We start from the raw sequence: 18280 nt of genomic DNA, 5'->3' as shown, positions 1-18280 counted from the left end.
GGCGAGTATTTCACAAAGGAATAAAAATACTTCGTTTAATTGACAATCTATGCTTGAAAGTTGGCATTGCATTCGTTAAACTAAGTGAGATTGGAAACTTGTGAGGAGGAAATAATATGGCAAATCCAACAATTGCAATCGTTGGCCGCCCGAACGTCGGTAAGTCTACGATTTTTAACCGCATCGCTGGTGAGCGTATCTCGATTGTCGAAGATACTCCTGGAGTAACTCGTGATCGTATTTATGCAAAAGGCGAATGGTTAGGTCGAGAATTTAGCGTGATCGACACAGGCGGAATTGATCTTGGTGATGAACCTTTTATGGATCAGATCAAACATCAAGCAGAAATCGCGATTGAAGAAGCAGATGTGATCATCTGTGTAGTCAGCGGACGCGAAGGCGTGACAGACGCAGATGAGATGGTTGCGAAAATTTTATACAGAAGTAATAAACCAGTGATTTTAGCAGTCAATAAAGTAGATAATCCAGAAATGAGAAATGATATCTATGAATTTTATTCTTTAGGACTAGGCGATCCTTATCCTGTTTCAGGAAGCCACGGACTAGGAATTGGCGATATTTTAGATGAAGCAGTGAAGTATTTCTCTGAAGAGACTGAAGAAGAGGAGGACGATACGATCAAGTTTAGTTTGATTGGTCGCCCAAATGTTGGTAAATCTTCTTTGATCAACGCTATTTTAGGAGAAGAACGGGTGATTGTTTCAGATATTGAAGGAACGACACGGGATGCAATCGATACTCACTTTGTTTCTGAAAGTGGACAGAAATTCTTGATGATCGATACAGCCGGCATGCGTAAACGCGGAAAAGTATATGAAAATACTGAGAAATACAGCGTGATGCGTGCGATGCGTGCGATCGACCGTTCTGACATCGTTTTGATGGTACTGAACGCGGAAGAAGGGATTCGAGAACAAGACAAGCGAGTAGCGGGTTACGCTCATGAAGCTGGTCGTGGGGTCATTATCGTTGTGAATAAATGGGACCTTGTGAAGAAAGAAACCAATACGATGCGTGATTTCGAACAAGAGATCCGTGATGAATTCCGATATTTAGATTACGCACCGATCGTCTTTGTTTCTGCAGTGACTAAACAACGGTTGGAACGTCTTCCTGAAATGATCGAACAAGTAAGTATGAACCAGAATCTTCGTATCTCTTCTGCTGTTTTGAATGATATCATTATGGATGCTGTAGCCATCAATCCAACACCGACAGATAAAGGAAAACGGCTGAAGATCTTTTATGCTACACAAGTCGCTGTCAAACCGCCTACATTTGTTGTTTTTGTCAATGAAGAGGAATTGATGCACTTTTCTTATGAGCGTTTCTTAGAAAATCAAATCAGAAAAGCATTTACTTTTGAAGGGACATCCATTCGAATCATCCCTCGTAGAAGAAAATAGGCATTTTACCATATCAACGTTTTTTTTTCAAAAGAAAAAGACAGTTTTGAGTGTTACGTTTCTATGACTAAAAAAAGCATATGAAAATTGGTAAAAACCTTGCTATTAAGCGGTTCATATGATATCGTGATAACAGAATATTGAAGTTAATCAATATTTCTTTTTAAACTTCTGGACCACTCAGAAAGTTTTAACTAAATGATATTTCTATCATATCTCTTGTGGAGGAGGTGAATCTATCCATGGCAAACAAAGCAGAATTAATCGAAAAAGTTGCTTCAGCTACTGATTTAACTAAAAAAGATGCAACTGCAGCAGTAGATGCTGTATTTTCAACTATTCAAGATGCTTTAGCTAACGGCGAAAAAGTTCAATTAATCGGTTTTGGTAACTTTGAAGTTCGCGAACGCGCAGCTCGCAAAGGTCGCAACCCACAAACTGGTGAAGAAATCGAAATTCCAGCTAGCAAAGTACCTGCATTCAAACCAGGTAAAGCATTAAAAGACGCTGTTAAATAAGACAGTAAAAAAGTGCTTGTGGCTCTAGGGCTACAAGTACTTTTCTTTTTATTTCCTAGCAGAAAAAGTCAATTAAGAGACAAAAATTTCGAATCCGCATGTCATACATAAAAAACTCATGTATTTTATTTAATTTTTATTTATTTCCAAGTTAAGAGGTGGACTTTGCCCTTATCTTTTCTAGATTTTGCTTACTAATGGTAAAATAAAAATAAGAAGAGGAGGGATGCGCATGGAACTTGATTATCAAGTAGAAGAAGCATTGACGAAAGTGTTCTACGGAGAAACGCTTGTCAGTCAACTAAGAGCACTTTCAATCGATCAACCCATCTTGTTTTTAACGAATCAGCGTTATTATGATTTGTTTGCAGATAAGATCAACCCATTATTTGCAAATCAGGCAAATAATGACTGGTACATTTGTGCCAATACTCAATGCAATCATTTAACAGAATTGAAGAACTTGCTTGATTTCACCAAACGCTATCCCGAAAATCAATCCATGTTTGTTATCGGATTTGGAAATGAAGGGATCATGGATCTGGCAGGTTTTTTTCAAAAACATACAATCCTTGATTCATCACTTTGGCTGATTCCTGTGTCGATCCGTTCGCTGAGCCGAGCATTAACCCCACAGCGAACGATTTTGCAGCTACCGAATCGTGTAGTGCTGCAAACCATCAACATGCCAGAACGCATCGTTTATGATCAAACGATCAGCGAGCGGCAAGTGGACGGAAAACAGATTGACTTTTTGACTTTTATCTGTTGCGGAATGATTTGTGATCACCGTTTTTTACAAAACTTGTATAAAAACTATCCAAATAAAAAGCAATTAACGACCCGGCCATTTGCCGGGATGATCGAAGAAATGATTTATTTTTATCAATTAGAGGCAGAAAATCTGTCAAATTATGGTAAACTGTTTGAACAAGCTTTTTATCTGACTGAAAATGGGCACTTGCTTTCTGCTAGTATGAAAAAATTTTTAGGGATGATGTTTCATTTCGTGTGGAATCTCCAAGCCTATCCTTTTGATTTCCAACTAAAAAATTTTTTTGTATGGCTAGACTTGCTTGGCTATCCTATCCAATGGTTGGAACAGATTTCAAAGATGGAGTATTTGGAAAAAGTCCTTTTCTTGGCAGAAAAAAGCAAAAAAATACTTGTTTTAGAAAAAATAGGTATAATAGACGGATACCAACGACCAAACGAAAAAGAATTGTTGAGAACAATGACGGTATTTCAACAAATCGTCAGCGAGATAAGAGGGAATTGAAATGAATACAAATAGCGAAAAAATGTTGCAAGCTTTATCAGATGAAGATCTGGCACAAGCACAACTCTTTTTAGAAAAAGCATTAAAAGAAGATCCAGCAGATATATTAGCTGAACTAGGGGAAGAATTGCTAGCTATTGGCTTTTTGATCGAGGCAAAACAGATTTTTGAACAATTGATCAACCAATATCCAGAAAATGACGGACTAAACATCCCGCTAGCAGAAATTGCAATCGAAGACAATGAGATCGACCTAGCTTTTGAATACTTGGAAAAAGTGGATAAGGAAAGTGATTACTATCCGCAAAGTTTATTGGCGATAGCTGATTTGTACCAAGTCATCGGGATTCCTGAAGTGAGTGAAGCAAAATTGAAAGAAGCGGCAGGGTTGCTACCGGATGAACCATTGATCCAGTTTGCACTAGCTGAATTGTATTTTTCAGTCGATCGTTTCAAAGAGGCAGCAGTGATTTATGAAACATTGTTGGCAAGTGGGATAAACGAGATGTCAGGAATCTCGATGCAAGAACGTTTAGGGCAATCCTTAAGCATGCAAGGTGAATTTGAAGCAGCTATCGCACCTTTAGAAGAAGCATTGAAAGAAGAAAAGACAGATGATCGACTGTTCCAGCTAGCTTTTACGAATCTCCAATTAAAAGAAAATCAGCAAGCAATCAACTATCTGGAAGAGCTTCGAGAAGTTAATCCACATTATCAATCATTATATCTATATCTAGGACAAGCTCTTCAAGAAGAAGAAATGGTTGAAGAAGCGCAAACAGTGTTAGAAGAAGGAATCAAAGAAAATCCTTACCAAGTTGAACTTTATCATCTAGCCTCTGAAAATGCTTTTCGTCTGCACGACAAACAGCGAGCAGAGGAACACTTGCTGAAAGCTTTAGAAGTAGGAGACAAACAAGATGAAACATTACTTACTTTAAGCAATCTTTACTTGGATGATGAAAGATATGAAGATGTGATACAAGTGATCAATCAGATGGAAGAAACTGCTAATCCGTATGCGGAATGGAATCTAGCGCATGCTTATAATGAATTAGAAGACTTCACCGTTGCAGCTGTACACTATGAACAAGCTTATCATGAACTATCTCATGAACCAGATTTCTTGAAAGAATATGCCTTTTTCTTAAGAGAAGAAGGACAGCTAAAAAGAGCACAAGAATTATTGATTCATTATTTAAAACTTGAACCAGGAGATACGGAGGCACTGTCATTATTAGATGATCTAACAGAGAGGTGAGAAAAATGCTAATTGATGTACGGGAAAAGAAGAATTTTTTAACGTGGATGGTCAATCATGTATCTTTTAGCCGAAGAGAAGTTTTTTGGATCTTGAATTATCTTGCCAATCATGAAGCAATTTTAAGTAATGTCCACTTTGTAGAAGGGGCAAATTTTGCGGATCGAGGTCTGCAAATCAGTGATCTATCTGTTGAAGGGGAACCAATGAAATTGTTTTTGCAGGGAAAAGAATTTACGGATACAGATCAGATTTTTCATGAGATCCGATTGAATTGGAAGAAACCTTTATATGTGGAATGTCTATTTGAGAATGCTTGGCAGACAAGAGAATATCTATCGATCTTAGAAGATAATCCATTTTCTTCTTGGGATGCTTCTGTCAGTGAAGAAGATACTGAATTGATCGAGCGATATTTTCAAGAAAAAGAAGAAGCAGCAAAACTAAATATGCTTTATGCTCAAATCGATCAAGCGCTAGAAGATGGAGACAGGGATGCATTTTTGAAATTGTCTGATGAAGTCAACCGAAAAATCCTTTTGCAGACGCAAAAGAAAAATAATCGAGTAAGTGAACATAATAATTAGCTAAAAATGAATCATACCAAAAAAGACAAGGGATAGCTGGATTTGGAATCTTTCCTCACAGCTACCCCTTGTCTTTTTTATCGTTTTTTCAGTAATCTTGTTTGTGGCTTCAAATAGGTAAACCCTTGCCCTTCAACTTCATGCACATTAATGATCGACAGAAAAGCTTTTTCGTCAATCTCGTGGACGATTCTCTTGGCTTCCGTTAATTCACTAGAACTAACGACCATGTAGATGATCTTTTTTGAATTTCCAGAGAATGCGCCTTCGCCAGAGAGGAAGGTGACACCTCTTTGCAGACCGGTCATCAGCAGCGGTGCAATTTCTTCACTTTTGTTGGAGACGACAAGCAGACCTTTTGCAGAATACCCACCATCCAAGATTGAATCAATTACGCGACTGAAAACATAGGAAACGATCAACGTATACATCATGCGTTTCAAGTCGATATAGGTTAAGGAAGCAAGCAAGACGATGATATCGAATGCCAATAGGGAACGCCCCATGGAGATGCCGTAATTTTGTTCTAAAATCCGAGCGATGATATCGCTTCCGCCTGTTGTTCCACCCATCCGATAGACGATCCCGCTTCCTACCCCTGCAACCAAACCCGCAAGTAGAGAAACGATCAGTAGATCATGCTGTAAATTGATTTCTAGCGGAACCCGTTGCCAGATCCATAAAAAGAATGACAAAGAGAGTGTACCTAGAACAGTATAGGCTAAAGAACGTTTTCCCAGAATCTTTCCCCCTAGTAAAATCAACGGGATATTGATTAATAAAGTCGTATAAGCTGGATCAATTCCGAATAAAGCTCTCAAGATCAAGGTGATCCCTGAGACGCCCCCTTCTGCTAAGTGATTAGCGATGTTCAAATAAACAAGTCCAAATGCGTAAATACTCGTTCCTATAATAATAAAAAGTACTTCTTTTACTGTTTTCCGTGTGGCCATATGAATCCCAGCTTTCAATTATGTATTTTCACAGAATCTCCATTTAGAAATTCCTTCCTAAATGTAGCATGGAAATTCGATTTTCTCAATTGCTCTTATCTAGGATTTGCGTTAAAGTTTTGGTAAGATAGTTTTGGAGGGAAAAAGATGGATGAAAAACGTTCTTTATACAGTATGCAGCAGGAAGTAGATGAGTATATCCAACAATTCAAGGTCGGGTATTTCTCTCCATTAGCTCAGCTGGCTCGATTAACGGAAGAAGTAGGTGAATTGGCCAGAGAAGTCAACCACACTTATGGAGAAAAAAGCAAAAAAGCTTCGGAACCAGATAACTCGGTAGCAGAAGAACTTGGAGATGTTTTATTCGTTACGATGATCATGGCTAATTCATTGAATATCGACTTAACTGATGTTTTTGAAAAAAATATGGAAAAATTCAATCACAGAGACCATAACCGCTTTGAACGGAAGGACAAGTAAAAAAGATGAAGTGGTTTGTGCTTTGAAGCCGCTAAAACGGACGTATCAATCAGGCATCATGCAACTGAGTACTTATCTCAGTACAAGAAACACACAGGAAAGGTTGGAAAAATGAAATTAAAACAATTACCTCTGGAATACCAAAAGGCAATTCCAGTTCTGAAAAAATTAGAAAATGCAGGATATGAAGCTTATTTTGTAGGTGGAAGTGTTCGTGATATCTTGCTGAACCAGCCGATCCATGATGTGGATATCGCAACAAGCGCATTTCCAGAAGAAATCAAACAGCTTTTTCCAAAAACGATAGATATCGGGATCGAACACGGGACTGTATTGGTATTAGAAAACAATGAACAATATGAAATCACCACATTTCGGACGGAGTCAACTTATCAGGACTACCGTAGACCAGATTATGTAGAATTCGTTCGTTCGTTGGAAGAAGACTTAAAACGAAGAGATTTTACAATCAATGCCTTTGCTTTGAAAGAAGACGGCGAAATCATCGATTTGTTCGATGGTCTGCAAGATTTAGAAGAACAAATCTTGCGAGCTGTAGGCAATCCTCATGAGCGGTTCCATGAAGATGCCTTGCGAATGATGCGCGGGTTGCGTTTTGTCAGTCAATTAGGATTCAAATTAGAGGAAGAAACCTTCTACGCCATCAAAGAAAACCACGAGCTATTAGGCAAAATATCTGTAGAACGCATAAATGTGGAATTCATCAAGATGCTTTTGGGAAATGAACGGTCTGCAGGAATCCATGCATTCATTGAAACAGAATGTTATATTTGCTGCCCTGGTTTGAGAGAAGAAGGTGAAGCACTTTTACGTTTTGCTGAATTACCTTCCGTTCCATTGAAAGAAGAGAGTCAAGCATGGACATTATTAATCAGTCAACTGGATCTAAAAGAAAATGAAATCCGCTCCTTTTTGAAATCGTGGAAGTGTTCCAATCAAATGATCAAGGATGTCCAAGCACTTGTTCAAGGACTGCGTCAACGAAAAACTGGAGTTTTAGAACCGTTCGAATTATATTTCTTAGGCAAAGACCATGCATTGCAAGTAGAAGAATTAATGACTTATTTTGATGAAACACCACAGATGGATGTCGTAGAAGAATCCTATGATCGTTTACCTATCAAGTCATTAAGCGAATTAGCTGTAGATGGTAAAATCTTGCTGGAAGAAAGTGGAAAAAAACCTGGTAAGTGGGTTAGTGAAGCTTTGCAATCAGCTGAAAAAGCTGTCGTAGAACAAAGAATAGAAAATGATAAAAAACAGGTTTTGGATTTTTTATCGAAAGAAAAATTGATTTAAAAAACGCTAGACTGTATCTGCTCAGCTTGGCTAGCTACTTAAACTGGGCAGATACGTCATTAGAAGAAAAAACATAAAATGTGACCACTTACATAAATTTGTGCTAAACTGAGGAAGTACAAGAATAAATTACATCATAAAGGAGTCTTTTTAATGAGTAAAGAAATGACAGCGCTAAAATTTTATTTTAGAAATGGAGAAACATGGACGATTAACCGCCGTCACATCGGCGATCTTTGGATCAAACAAATCACAACAAGTTTTGGACGGATCAATGGCAGTGAATTTGTTGAAATCCATCCATGTGCCGGATTTAAAATCGAAATCTTCCATGAAGGGGATGCAGTTGCGACACATGATATCAACTTAGGTGGACTGGAAATGGGCATGTTTAATCGTGCATTGAAATACGAAGATATCGAACGAATGGAAATCCTTTACCGCAATGGAACACCTGATCTTGTATACTTCCCATATCTAGATAAAGGAACAGAAGGATTAGACAATCAATACCAATCTACAAAAATCAGCGAAAAAACAGGTAATTTGTACATCGTGATCAACCCAGATCAACGTGTAGAAGATGTATACGGAGAATTTTTCGAATAAATTGATTTTACGCAAAAATGAGGTTGTGAAAGAGACATTCAGCCTTGAGTGATGATGAGAACTCTAACAAAAAAATTGCGACGAGTAACGGCAAGAGCGATAAGAAGTGATGTTGAAAAATAGCTTCCCATATTTTACAAAATCGTGCCTTATGGCTGATAGGCTGTCTCTAGAACACCATTTATTCAGAATAAGGGGCTGTGACAAGACTTTTGTCACAGTCTTTTTTTTGTTGTGACAAAGGAACAAGGAGGATATGATAAAAAACAAACATTATTTTTGTTAGAAACTTTTATCTTTCTTAAGTTTTACTTGATATCTGAGACTATTTGGAATAGAATGAGGCGTTGAAAAATTTATGGAAATTTCTAACTAGCAATAACCGATGAAACAATGAAATATTTTTCATTCAAAGAGAACTTTGCTATAATGATGGAAGTTTGTGTATAGGAGATCTAGAAAATGAGAGAAAGTTTTGAACAACAAAAAAAACTGTTGCATGATCGCTATGGCGCCCTTTCGATGGATGACCGCCGTCAAATACTTTGTAAGTTGCGTAAAAGAAATATATTGATGTATCGTCAGTTGGAACGTCTGAAACATGATCTGCTTCGTTTGGAGTCAAAACGTGTACAGTGTGAATTAGAGGGAAATCAAACACAAGTTGAAGTAGTTGAAACCAAAATTTTAAAGAAAAAAGAACAATTTTTAAAAATGCTTACACAAAATAAAAAATAAAGGGGATGGACGATGGAATTTGCTGAGTTAGTTATTGTATTTGCAGTAACGATCACCTTATCGAACATAGCTAGCCGCATTTTGCCAATGATCCCAGCTCCACTGATTCAAATTTTCCTTGGAGTGGTATTAGGTCTGACAGAGTGGGGACAATCAGTTGATTTTGAACCTGAATTGTTCTTGGTTATGATCATTGCACCATTATTATTTAGAGAAGGAGAAAAAGCAGATATTTCTTCGATTCTCAAAAATTTCGGGACGATTCTGTTCTTGGCATTTGGCGGAGTCATTTTGACCCTTGTCGGCGTAGGTGCGACGTTGTCATTCCTGTTGCCAAGTGTCCCTCTTGCTGCCTGCTTTGCTTTTGGGGCAGCGTTAGGTCCGACAGATGCGGTAGCAGTCAGTTCGCTTTCTGGACGGGTGAATATCCCTAAGAAAGCAATGCATATTTTAGAAGGAGAAGGCCTGTTGAATGATGCATCTGGTGTTACTGCCTTCCAGTTTGCTCTTGGTGCGCTGATCACCGGTTCTTTTTCCGCAGTAAATGCTGGGATGAGTTTAGTGGTCTCCAGTATTGGTGGAGCTTTGATCGGTTTTTTGCTTGTCTGGTTCAAACAAAAAATAATCAATTTGATTGAAAAAGCATCGGCACAAGATGTCACAGGGTATCTGCTGATCGAACTTTTGCTTCCTTTTCTAGCCTATGTATTGGCAGAGGCATTTGATGTATCTGGGATCATTGCTGCAGTGGCAGCAGGTATTCTCCAAGCTTCTGGTTTTAGGAAAATCACCGTGTTTGATGCAGAGTTGTCGAGTTTGTCCCACAGTACATGGACAACTATTGCTTTTACACTGAATGCATTAGTGTTTATATTTTTAGGAATCGAACTGACACAAGTATTCTCGCCGGTATGGGGAGACGGTTTATATCCAAACGGTCTTTTGTTAGCGATTATCGTATTGATCTCTATTATGCTTTTTGTGATTAGATTCATTTCCATCAGTCTTTTTTATGTATTCAAAGATGGCAGTAAAAAGTTCAAAAAACAGTTGAACGAGATCTTGATTTTGACATTTGGAGGTGTAAAGGGAACAGTCAGTTTGGCTACGATCTTTATTTTGCCCTTTTCAATCAATAATATGATGTTTTACCAGCGATCTTTACTTTTGTTTCTGACAGCCGGTGTCATCTTAGTGACTTTGGTCATAGGGATCATTGTCTTGCCTATGCTGACGGAAACAGAGGAAGCGAAAAGCACGGATTTGAATGCTTTGATGATCTTAGAAGAGGTCGTTGAAGTTTTGCGAAAAGAAATAAAGGAAATTGATCGTGATACAAAAGAATTTTTAGCCACTGAAGCAGTGATAGAAAATTACCAGGAACGGATACGTGATCTGTACTTGGAAGATTTAACCGATGATGAAAAGCAAGAAGTACAAGAAATACAAGCGCTGATTTTGTCGATCGAACGCGACGGATTAGATGAAAGTTATCGTTCGGGTAAACTTTCTTCTAATGGTTATCGCTTTTATTCCCGTTTTCTTTCCCGGTTCGAACATTCGATCACCAGTCAATTTTTATCTTTTATCGGCTTTTGGTTCATTGTTGTCCGTAGGTTGATGCGAATCGTTCTCCATCCAAAAATGTTTTGGCAAAGAAGGTATGCGGATCGTCAGACATTTATTAGTGATGAAGATATCCAAGAAATCAGGGAGACATATCAAAAAAATACCCAATTGATTATTGAAAGTTTAGATAACTTGACTGATATTTATGATGAAACGATGCTTCAATTTTTTATCCAGCAACGCAAACTTGAGGGAATAAAAATGAGCTCGGGGAATTTGATTTCTTCGTGGATGATCCAGCAAGATAGCCTGTTTACGAAAAAAATGCTGAGAGGTTATTATCTTGAAAGAAAAATCATTGATGAATACGAAGTTGCTGAGAAAATCACGACGTTTTCTGCGAATAGCTACCGTAGGAATATCAATTTGTTAGAATCTTATACGATGAACAAACCGTCAGATAACTTTTCTTTCCGATTTGCGTTTCGAGCAAAGTCAAAAAAATCGAGCACAACGAAATAAAAAAATAGATTTTCAAGAACGATAAAAACAAAACATGTCAGAACAGGATCGGATCGGTCCTGTTCTTTTTTTGGAACACAAAAAGAACAAATTCGAAAAAATTTTTCCTGAAGTTCACTATTTTTATGATACAATATCCAAGATAAGGAGGGAACACGTTGAAAGAATTAAAAGTAACTGACCTCAAAAAAACTTATGGTGAAAAAGATTTGTTTGACCAGATTTCTTTTTTGATCCACGAAAAAGACCGTATCGGGTTGATTGGGACGAACGGGACGGGTAAAACAAGTCTCTTAAATATTATTGCTGGTATCGATAGCGGCGATGGCGATCGGCAAACAGTGTTTTATCCAACTGATTACCGTATAGGTTATCTTTCTCAAGCAGCTCAATTTTCCGATGAACTAACTGTTCTCCAAGCAGTCTTTCAGGGAAACAGTCCCTTGATCCAAACTGTTCGAGCATATGAGGAAGCATTGATCGAATTAGGGGAAAATGGAGAAGACCCTAATGTGCAAAAACGTTATGCTAAAGCAGAAGAACAAATGAATAAAGAAGATGCTTGGACCACAGATACCAATGCGAAGATTATTTTGAAAAAATTAGGAATCAGTGAACTAGATAAAAAAATCAATACGCTATCGGGTGGTCAGAAAAAACGCGTTAGTTTAGCTCAAGTGCTGATTGATGAACCCGATTTACTATTACTAGATGAGCCAACAAACCATTTGGATTATCAAGCAATCGAGTGGTTGGAAAACTATTTGAAACAATACCGTGGCGCCCTATTGATGGTTACCCACGATCGTTATTTTCTAGATCGAGTAGCAAACCGAATCTTCGAACTTTCATTTGGAAAATTATACGAGTACAAAGGAAATTATGAAGCTTACGTCTTAGAAAAAGCAGAACGTGATCGTGTAGAAGTAGAACAAGAAGAAAAGCGCAAGCGACTTTATAAGCAAGAACTAGCATGGATGAGGGCAGGAGTGCAGGCTCGCGGTACCAAGCAGCAAGCACGAATCAACCGTTTCGAAGATCTAAAGGAGAATTTATATCAAGTAAATCAAGAAGATGACTTAGAATTGAATCTAGCGACACAACGTTTAGGAAAAAAAGTACTGGAAATCAAAGATGGCAGTTACCGTGTAAATGACCAAACACTGCTAGAACATTTAGATTTGCTGATTCAATCTCGGGAAAGGCTAGGAATTACTGGTAAAAATGGGGCAGGGAAATCGACATTGCTTAATATTCTAGCTGGCAGAATTCCTCTGGATAGCGGTACAATTTCTATCGGTGAAACGGTTCGGCTTGCGTATTATACACAAGAAAATGAAGAAATGGCACCAGATAAACGGATGATTGCTTACTTGCAAGAAGCCGCTGAAGAAGCAAAAACGGCTGATGGCAGTCAAATCGGGGTAGCAGAATTACTTGAACGATTTTTATTTCCGAGATTTATGCATGGGACACTGATTGGCAAACTTTCGGGCGGAGAAAGACGGCGATTGTTTTTGTTGAAACTGCTGATCCAACAACCCAATGTGTTATTATTGGATGAACCGACCAATGATTTGGACATAGCAACATTGACGATTTTGGAAGACTATTTCAGAAGTTTCCCAGGTGCTGTGATCACTGTTTCCCATGACCGTTATTTCTTGGATAAGGTAGCAGATAAGCTATTGGTATTCCAAGGAAACGGAAAACAAGAACTTTATTATGGAAACATGTCCAGTTATTTGCTGAAGCAAAAAGAACTCCAGCAGCCTGCGGAAAAAGTGAAGCCAAAAACACAGAGCAAGGAACCTGCTGGAAAGAAAAAATTGTCTTATATGGAGCAAAAAGAATGGGAAACGATTGAAGAGGATATTGCAGAACTTGAAGAAAAAATCTCATTGCTCCAAGAAGAGATGAATCATCAAGGAGATGATTTCACTCGGTTACAGGAATTGCAAAACGATGTATCTGAGACAGAAGCACAACTTGAAGAAAAAATGGCACGTTGGGAATATTTGAGTGAATGGGCAGAAGATTAGGAGGAAAAGGGATGGAACAAGCGTATCTTGACTTAGGAAGAAAATTGTTGGAAGAAGGACATCGTAAAGAAGACAGAACAGGCACGGGCACGTTAAGTTTATTCGGGTACCAAATGCGGTTTGATCTGCAAAAAGGGTTTCCTTTGTTAACAACGAAACGAGTACCTTTTGGCTTGATCAAAAGCGAACTGCTTTGGTTTTTAAAAGGAGATACGAACATCCGCTATCTATTACAAAATAAAAACCATATTTGGGATGAGTGGGCATTTGAACGCTATATCAAAAGTACAGATTATAACGGACCAAATATGACTGATTTTGGACATAGAAGTTTGACAGATCCTGAATTCAATGAAGAATACAAAAAGCAGAGCAAACTTTTTTGTGAAAAGATCCTAACAGATGATTCCTTTGCTGAGAAATACGGTGATCTTGGTCACATCTACGGTTATCAATGGCGGCACTGGGAGACAAAAGACGGCGGTTTTATCGATCAAATCAAAGAAGTGATCGAAGCAATCAAAAAGACACCTGATTCTAGAAGATTGATTGTCTCTGCATGGAATCCAGAAGATGTTCCTAGCATGGCTTTGCCTCCTTGCCATACGATGTTTCAATTTTATGTGCAAGAGGGACGGTTAAGCTGCCAATTGTATCAACGTAGCGGGGATGTCTTTCTAGGTGTTCCGTTCAATATTGCAAGTTATGCGTTGTTGACTCACTTGATTGCACATGAAACAGGTTTAGAGGTGGGAGAATTTGTTCACACGTTAGGAGATGCTCATCTTTATATCAACCATATCGAACAAATGAAAGAACAATTAAGCCGAGAAGTACGCGCATTTCCAACTTTAGCTTTGAATCAGGAAAAGCAGTCAGTATTTGATTTTGAGATGGAAGATATCCAGTTAGAAGGATATGACCCCCATCCAACGATCAAAGCGCCTATCGCTGTTTAAAATCAGAAAGGATGAGAAAATGTTAGCTGCAATTTGGGCACAGGACGAAAACGGATTGATTGGAAAAGAAGACCGTCTTCCTTGGCGTTTGCCAAATGATCTGAAATTCTTTAAACAAATGACAGAAGCAAATACATTAGTGATGGGACGTAAAACTTTCGAAGGGATGGGCAGCCGTCCGTTGCCGAATCGTCAAACGATTGTTTTGACTAGAGATCCTTCCTATACGGCAGAAGGCGTGCATGTTATGCATAGTGTAGAAGAAGTGCTTGCCTTGGAAAAAGAAACAGACGGTATTTTTTTCATCGCGGGAGGTTCAGCTGTTTATCAAGAATTTCTACCATTTTGTACGATATTATACCGGACAGTCATCCATCATGTATTTGATGGAGATGCTTATTTTCCACCTGTTGACTGGTCTGATTGGTCACTGATCAATACGAGTCAAGGAGAAATAGACGAAAAAAATCGTTACCCGCATCAATTTGAAACGTATCAGCGTAATGAGAATCCTTTAAAAAAAGGGACAGGCGAATAGACGATAAAAAAACTATTGATGGAACAGCTTTTATTTAGAGCTGACCCATCAATAGCTTTTTTTATTAAGTAAAGAATAAAACAGAGAAGTACATAAAACCTGCACCTAACATAACAAACAAATGCCAAACAACATGCATATAGCGGATAGAATTCAAACTATAAAAGAATGCGCCTATCGTGTAAGAAAGGCCGCCTGCCACCATCAAAATAACACCAGTCATTCCAAGAGAGTGATAAAGAGGAACAGCAGCTACGACACAGAGCCACCCCATAAAAATATAGATGATCGTAGATATTTTTGATACTCTCTCCCGTTTATGCAACGTCAACGCTTTATATATAATGCCAAGAATCGCAAACAACCAGATCAATACAAATAAAGTCCAACCTAGCCATCCTCGGATACTCAGCAAACAAAAAGGAGTATAACTTCCTGCAATCAAAAGAAAAATCGAACTATGATCAAATACTTGGAACACCTTTTTTGCTTTTGTAAAAATCAATGAATGAAACAAAGTAGACGTTAAAAATAAAAGAATCATCATCGATCCATAGATAGCATAAGAGACAATATGGAGAGAGGAATGTAAGTGGACACCCTTTACCAAAAGAATCACTAGTCCTGCGATACTCAATCCAGTCCCAATTCCATGGGTAACTGCATTAAACACTTCATTTAATATTTCATACGTTCGATTAAATTTCGTTTTTTCCATGAAAACGGCTCCTTTACTAGGTGTAATTAATGAAAAATCATTATTTGTCTGTTATACTAAAAATAGAATTTGTCTTACATGTAGTTTAACATGAATAAGGCATCTTGTTAAAGAAAGAGAGAGAGAAAATAATGACAAACGTAAAAATCGTAACAGATTCTTCATGTACGATGGAAAAAAACATACGCGACGCTTTAGGCATTCGTGTCATGCCGCTATCCATCATGATTGACGGAACAGTATATGCGGATGATGACCAATTAGACGGTGAAAGATTTATGGAAATGATGGCGAAAGCAAAAAATCTGCCAAAAACCAGCCAACCACCGATTGGAGAATTCATCTCAATGTATGATGAGTTAGGAGAAGACGGCAGTGAAGTGATTTCGATCCACATGACAAAAGGCTTGAGTGGAACAGTAGAAGCAGCAAGACAAGCTAGTAATTTAACAAAAACAAAAGTAACGGTTATCGACAGTGATACCACTGACCAAGGTTTATCGTTTCAGGTAATTCGAGCAGCTGAATTAGCAAAAGAAGGTAAATCAGTAGAGGAAATCCTTGAAGAAGTCAAAAAAGTACAAGATAATACAAAATTATACATCGGAATTTCCACACTAGACAACTTGGTAAAAGGTGGAAGAATCAGCCGGACGACTGGTTTATTGTCTAGTGTTTTGAACATACGCGTGGTGATGAATTTCGCCCACTCTGAATTGATCCCTGTAACGAAGGGGCGAGGAAAGAAAACGTTCGACAAATGGTTCAATAATTTGAAAAACGAACTGAAAGAATTGCCAAATGTGCGGCAAATCGGCATCTCACATGCGGATGCAAAAGAACTGGCACAAGAATTCAAAGAAGGTCTGCAAGAATTGTTTCCTGATATGCATATCTCTGTACTGCATACGAATCCGGTTATCGCTACGCATACTGGTAAAGACGCGTTTGCAATCATGTATTACGTAGACTAGTCAAAGAGAGGATAAGCCCTCAGCCTGCAAGGCTTTTAGCTTATTCTCTTTTTCTTTGTAAAAATAGGAAAATAATTATTTTCTTTTTTCATAAAGACTACCTTTTTGATAAAATTTTTGATAACATTAGACCAATCGAATACAAGAGGTGAAAAGATGAAATTAACGAAACGACATTTGATCCTCGTTTTGTTCCCATTATTAATTGCGATCATCATCTATGCAGGTCTAGCTGCTTCCATACCGAAAGCTGGCCCTCTAATGAAACCAGTAACTACTGTGAGAGAAGATCCAAATAAAAAAGAAAAACTTCACTACATAGCTATCGGGGATTCGCTGACTGAAGGAGTAGGAGATCAAACCAAACAAGGAGGCTTCGTTCCCCTTGTCGCAAATGATCTAAAAGACCGTTATAATTTGACTGCGGTTGAAACAGAAAACTATGGTGTAAATGGTGAACGAAGTGACCAGATCTTAAAGCGAGTAAAAACAAAAGAAGAAATTCGAAACAATATCAAAACAGCTGATTTTATCACGCTGACTGTTGGCGGAAATGATTTGATGAAAGTTATCCAAAATAATTTATTCGGGTTAACGGTCAATTCCTTTAAAAAACCGCTGAAAAACTATCAGGAAAATGTCACAGAACTATTGGAAGAATTTCGATCCCTCAATAAAACCGCGCCAATTTATATTTTAGGCATCTACAATCCATTTTATTTGAACTTTCCTGAAATCACTGACATGCAGACCATCGTTAATAATTGGAACAAAGGAACAGAAACGGTGACGAAAAAAATGCCGAACTGCTACTTTATCCCAATCAACGACTTGCTTTATCAAGGATTGAATCAAGAAGTAGGTGTCACAGAAGAAGGCACAGATCAAACAACTAGCACGACAGAAAATCTAAATGGCATCAAAAACAATGTGCTTTACGAAGAAGATCATTTCCATCCGAATAATTTAGGTTATCAATTGATGGCAAATGCAGTGAGAGATCAGCTGATCGAGACACAAAACCAATGGCTAGAGAAGGAGGACGATTAAAAAAACATGAAAACAAGATCTGGAGCAACTTCAAACAAAGCAAAGAAAACGAATTACTGGAAAGTCGCCTTTCTTATCCTTCTTGGGGTAGTACTCGGTTCGACAGTATTTTTAGGTAGCCGTATTTTTGCTAATCGGGAACCAGAACTCCCAGAAATACCTGCCCTCACGGAAAGGCAAGGCGATCCTGTCCTCACGATCAATTCAAATAAAGAAAAAGTCAATCAAATCATTAGCTTTTTCCTTAGTGAGTATCAAAAAGATAGTGATATCGAATATAAATTCTATTTGGAAAATGAAGCACTGCTCAATGGTACTTTCGAAGTATTAGGGTTTCCTATCAATTTCTATTTATATTTTGATCCTTATGTGATGGAAAATGGAAATGTCCAACTAAAAGCTAGAAGTCTTTCTATTGGAACATTAAGTTTGCCAATTAAAGATGTGATGAATATGATCAAGAGAAACTATAAATTGCCAGATTGGATCGAAGTTAATACAGATGATTTGACTATCATGCTTAGATTGGATCAATTCCGAATGCAAAACGGGATGTATATTAAAGCAGATAAAATCGACTTAGTAAATGATGACATCCGATTTAGTCTATATTTGCCAAAAGATACCTCTGATGCTTCAAATAACTCAAATACAAACAAAACTAGCAACAGCAGTACTGAAAGCAAGACAAAAGAGAACAAAAAAACATCAAATGAATAGTATTAGAGGAGGAATA

18 protein-coding genes are annotated in these 18280 nt (G+C 37.9%); 16 read left to right on the top strand and 2 right to left on the bottom strand.

The genetic code is table 11. From position 1 onward, the window contains the following. Positions 1 to 116 precede the first annotated feature (116 nt). The 5 genes from der (at position 117) to IGJ53_RS09010 (ending at position 5072) form a co-directional block, all read left to right on the top strand. Positions 117 to 1427: a ribosome biogenesis GTPase Der gene (gene der / locus IGJ53_RS09030; protein ID WP_010732785.1), complete on the top strand. Its 1311-nt coding sequence runs from the start codon at positions 117 to 119 to the stop codon at positions 1425 to 1427. Positions 1428 to 1669: 242 nt separating this feature from the next. After that, positions 1670 to 1945 carry an HU family DNA-binding protein gene (locus IGJ53_RS09025; RefSeq protein WP_002290178.1) on the top strand — a complete coding sequence of 92 codons (276 nt, stop codon included), beginning with the start codon at positions 1670 to 1672 and terminating at the stop codon, positions 1943 to 1945. Positions 1946 to 2177: 232 nt separating this feature from the next. After that, a complete protein-coding gene (locus tag IGJ53_RS09020) occupies positions 2178 to 3224 on the top strand; it encodes a hypothetical protein (RefSeq protein ID WP_002309590.1) in 1047 nt (348 codons plus the stop codon). Between the two features lies 1 nt (position 3225). After that, positions 3226 to 4485 (top strand): tetratricopeptide repeat protein, encoded by a 1260-nt coding sequence (locus tag IGJ53_RS09015; protein WP_259741744.1) that lies wholly within the window; start codon positions 3226 to 3228, stop codon positions 4483 to 4485. A 5-nt stretch (positions 4486 to 4490) separates the two neighbouring features. Then, the gene (locus IGJ53_RS09010; protein WP_002335598.1) at positions 4491 to 5072 is read left to right on the top strand and encodes a ReoY family proteolytic degradation factor; all 582 of its coding nucleotides are present in this window, start codon (positions 4491 to 4493) and stop codon (positions 5070 to 5072) included. A 77-nt stretch (positions 5073 to 5149) separates the two neighbouring features. Here the strand turns inward: IGJ53_RS09010 and IGJ53_RS09005 are convergent, their stop codons facing one another. Next, positions 5150 to 6025: a YitT family protein gene (locus tag IGJ53_RS09005; RefSeq protein ID WP_002290183.1), complete on the bottom strand. Its 876-nt coding sequence runs from the start codon at positions 6023 to 6025 to the stop codon at positions 5150 to 5152. Between the two features lie 147 nt (positions 6026 to 6172). Here IGJ53_RS09005 and IGJ53_RS09000 point away from each other — a divergent pair, with 147 nt between their 5' ends. The 8 genes from IGJ53_RS09000 (at position 6173) to IGJ53_RS08965 (ending at position 14802) form a co-directional block, all read left to right on the top strand. Beyond that, the gene (locus tag IGJ53_RS09000; protein WP_002335599.1) at positions 6173 to 6505 is read left to right on the top strand and encodes a nucleotide pyrophosphohydrolase; all 333 of its coding nucleotides are present in this window, start codon (positions 6173 to 6175) and stop codon (positions 6503 to 6505) included. A gap of 111 nt (positions 6506 to 6616) precedes the next feature. Next, on the top strand, positions 6617 to 7825 hold the full coding sequence (locus IGJ53_RS08995) for a CCA tRNA nucleotidyltransferase (protein ID WP_010732783.1): 1209 nt from the start codon (positions 6617 to 6619) through the stop codon (positions 7823 to 7825). A gap of 153 nt (positions 7826 to 7978) precedes the next feature. Continuing rightward, a complete protein-coding gene (locus IGJ53_RS08990; protein ID WP_002290187.1) occupies positions 7979 to 8434 on the top strand; it encodes a hypothetical protein in 456 nt (151 codons plus the stop codon). A 462-nt stretch (positions 8435 to 8896) separates the two neighbouring features. After that, positions 8897 to 9172, top strand: coding sequence for a hypothetical protein (locus IGJ53_RS08985; RefSeq protein ID WP_002290188.1), 276 nt, complete (start codon positions 8897 to 8899; stop codon positions 9170 to 9172). Between the two features lie 12 nt (positions 9173 to 9184). Next, positions 9185 to 11263, top strand: a complete 2079-nt coding sequence (locus tag IGJ53_RS08980) for a cation:proton antiporter (protein ID WP_010732782.1) — start codon at positions 9185 to 9187, stop codon at positions 11261 to 11263. 158 nt (positions 11264 to 11421) lie between these two features. Further along, positions 11422 to 13305, top strand: coding sequence for an ABC-F family ATP-binding cassette domain-containing protein (locus tag IGJ53_RS08975; protein WP_259741745.1), 1884 nt, complete (start codon positions 11422 to 11424; stop codon positions 13303 to 13305). 11 nt (positions 13306 to 13316) lie between these two features. Beyond that, positions 13317 to 14264 carry a thymidylate synthase gene (locus tag IGJ53_RS08970; RefSeq protein WP_259741746.1) on the top strand — a complete coding sequence of 316 codons (948 nt, stop codon included), beginning with the start codon at positions 13317 to 13319 and terminating at the stop codon, positions 14262 to 14264. A 19-nt stretch (positions 14265 to 14283) separates the two neighbouring features. Beyond that, positions 14284 to 14802: a dihydrofolate reductase gene (locus tag IGJ53_RS08965; protein WP_002290193.1), complete on the top strand. Its 519-nt coding sequence runs from the start codon at positions 14284 to 14286 to the stop codon at positions 14800 to 14802. A gap of 64 nt (positions 14803 to 14866) precedes the next feature. On the opposite strand, the gene trhA is transcribed toward IGJ53_RS08965, so the two are convergent. Then, positions 14867 to 15520 carry a PAQR family membrane homeostasis protein TrhA gene (trhA, locus tag IGJ53_RS08960; RefSeq protein WP_010732779.1) on the bottom strand — a complete coding sequence of 218 codons (654 nt, stop codon included), beginning with the start codon at positions 15518 to 15520 and terminating at the stop codon, positions 14867 to 14869. 131 nt (positions 15521 to 15651) lie between these two features. Between trhA and IGJ53_RS08955 the strand changes: the two genes are divergently transcribed. The 3 genes from IGJ53_RS08955 (at position 15652) to IGJ53_RS08945 (ending at position 18264) form a co-directional block, all read left to right on the top strand. Then, positions 15652 to 16494, top strand: coding sequence for a DegV family protein (locus IGJ53_RS08955; RefSeq protein ID WP_438750085.1), 843 nt, complete (start codon positions 15652 to 15654; stop codon positions 16492 to 16494). Positions 16495 to 16650: 156 nt separating this feature from the next. After that, positions 16651 to 17544 carry an SGNH/GDSL hydrolase family protein gene (locus IGJ53_RS08950; protein WP_010732778.1) on the top strand — a complete coding sequence of 298 codons (894 nt, stop codon included), beginning with the start codon at positions 16651 to 16653 and terminating at the stop codon, positions 17542 to 17544. Between the two features lie 6 nt (positions 17545 to 17550). Further along, entirely contained in the window at positions 17551 to 18264 is a 714-nt protein-coding gene (locus IGJ53_RS08945; RefSeq protein WP_010732777.1) for a YpmS family protein, read from the top strand. Positions 18265 to 18280: the final 16 nt, after the last annotated feature.

The sequence above is a fragment of the Enterococcus sp. DIV1283b genome, from assembly GCF_051710965.1.
Lineage (GTDB): Bacteria > Bacillota > Bacilli > Lactobacillales > Enterococcaceae > Enterococcus_B > Enterococcus_B lactis.
The sequence above is the reverse complement of the archived record's forward strand: the minus strand, read 5'-3'. Positions and strand labels throughout refer to the sequence as shown.

Excerpts from the sequence above, each read along its gene's own strand:
- IGJ53_RS08970 (WP_259741746.1), top strand. The coding sequence starts at position 13,317 with ATGGAACAAGCGTATCTTGACTTAGGAAGAAAATTGTTGGAAGAAGGA.
- IGJ53_RS09010 (WP_002335598.1), top strand. The coding sequence starts at position 4,491 with ATGCTAATTGATGTACGGGAAAAGAAGAATTTTTTAACGTGGATGGTC.
- der (WP_010732785.1), top strand. The coding sequence starts at position 117 with ATGGCAAATCCAACAATTGCAATCGTTGGCCGCCCGAACGTCGGTAAG.
- IGJ53_RS08990 (WP_002290187.1), top strand. The coding sequence starts at position 7,979 with ATGAGTAAAGAAATGACAGCGCTAAAATTTTATTTTAGAAATGGAGAA.
- trhA (WP_010732779.1), bottom strand. The coding sequence starts at position 15,520 with ATGGAAAAAACGAAATTTAATCGAACGTATGAAATATTAAATGAAGTG.
- IGJ53_RS08945 (WP_010732777.1), top strand. The coding sequence starts at position 17,551 with ATGAAAACAAGATCTGGAGCAACTTCAAACAAAGCAAAGAAAACGAAT.
- IGJ53_RS08965 (WP_002290193.1), top strand. The coding sequence starts at position 14,284 with ATGTTAGCTGCAATTTGGGCACAGGACGAAAACGGATTGATTGGAAAA.
- IGJ53_RS09025 (WP_002290178.1), top strand. The coding sequence starts at position 1,670 with ATGGCAAACAAAGCAGAATTAATCGAAAAAGTTGCTTCAGCTACTGAT.
- IGJ53_RS08955 (WP_438750085.1), top strand. The coding sequence starts at position 15,652 with ATGACAAACGTAAAAATCGTAACAGATTCTTCATGTACGATGGAAAAA.
- IGJ53_RS09000 (WP_002335599.1), top strand. The coding sequence starts at position 6,173 with ATGGATGAAAAACGTTCTTTATACAGTATGCAGCAGGAAGTAGATGAG.
- IGJ53_RS09020 (WP_002309590.1), top strand. The coding sequence starts at position 2,178 with ATGGAACTTGATTATCAAGTAGAAGAAGCATTGACGAAAGTGTTCTAC.
- IGJ53_RS09015 (WP_259741744.1), top strand. The coding sequence starts at position 3,226 with ATGAATACAAATAGCGAAAAAATGTTGCAAGCTTTATCAGATGAAGAT.
- IGJ53_RS08995 (WP_010732783.1), top strand. The coding sequence starts at position 6,617 with ATGAAATTAAAACAATTACCTCTGGAATACCAAAAGGCAATTCCAGTT.
- IGJ53_RS08985 (WP_002290188.1), top strand. The coding sequence starts at position 8,897 with ATGAGAGAAAGTTTTGAACAACAAAAAAAACTGTTGCATGATCGCTAT.
- IGJ53_RS08980 (WP_010732782.1), top strand. The coding sequence starts at position 9,185 with ATGGAATTTGCTGAGTTAGTTATTGTATTTGCAGTAACGATCACCTTA.
- IGJ53_RS09005 (WP_002290183.1), bottom strand. The coding sequence starts at position 6,025 with ATGGCCACACGGAAAACAGTAAAAGAAGTACTTTTTATTATTATAGGA.
- IGJ53_RS08950 (WP_010732778.1), top strand. The coding sequence starts at position 16,651 with ATGAAATTAACGAAACGACATTTGATCCTCGTTTTGTTCCCATTATTA.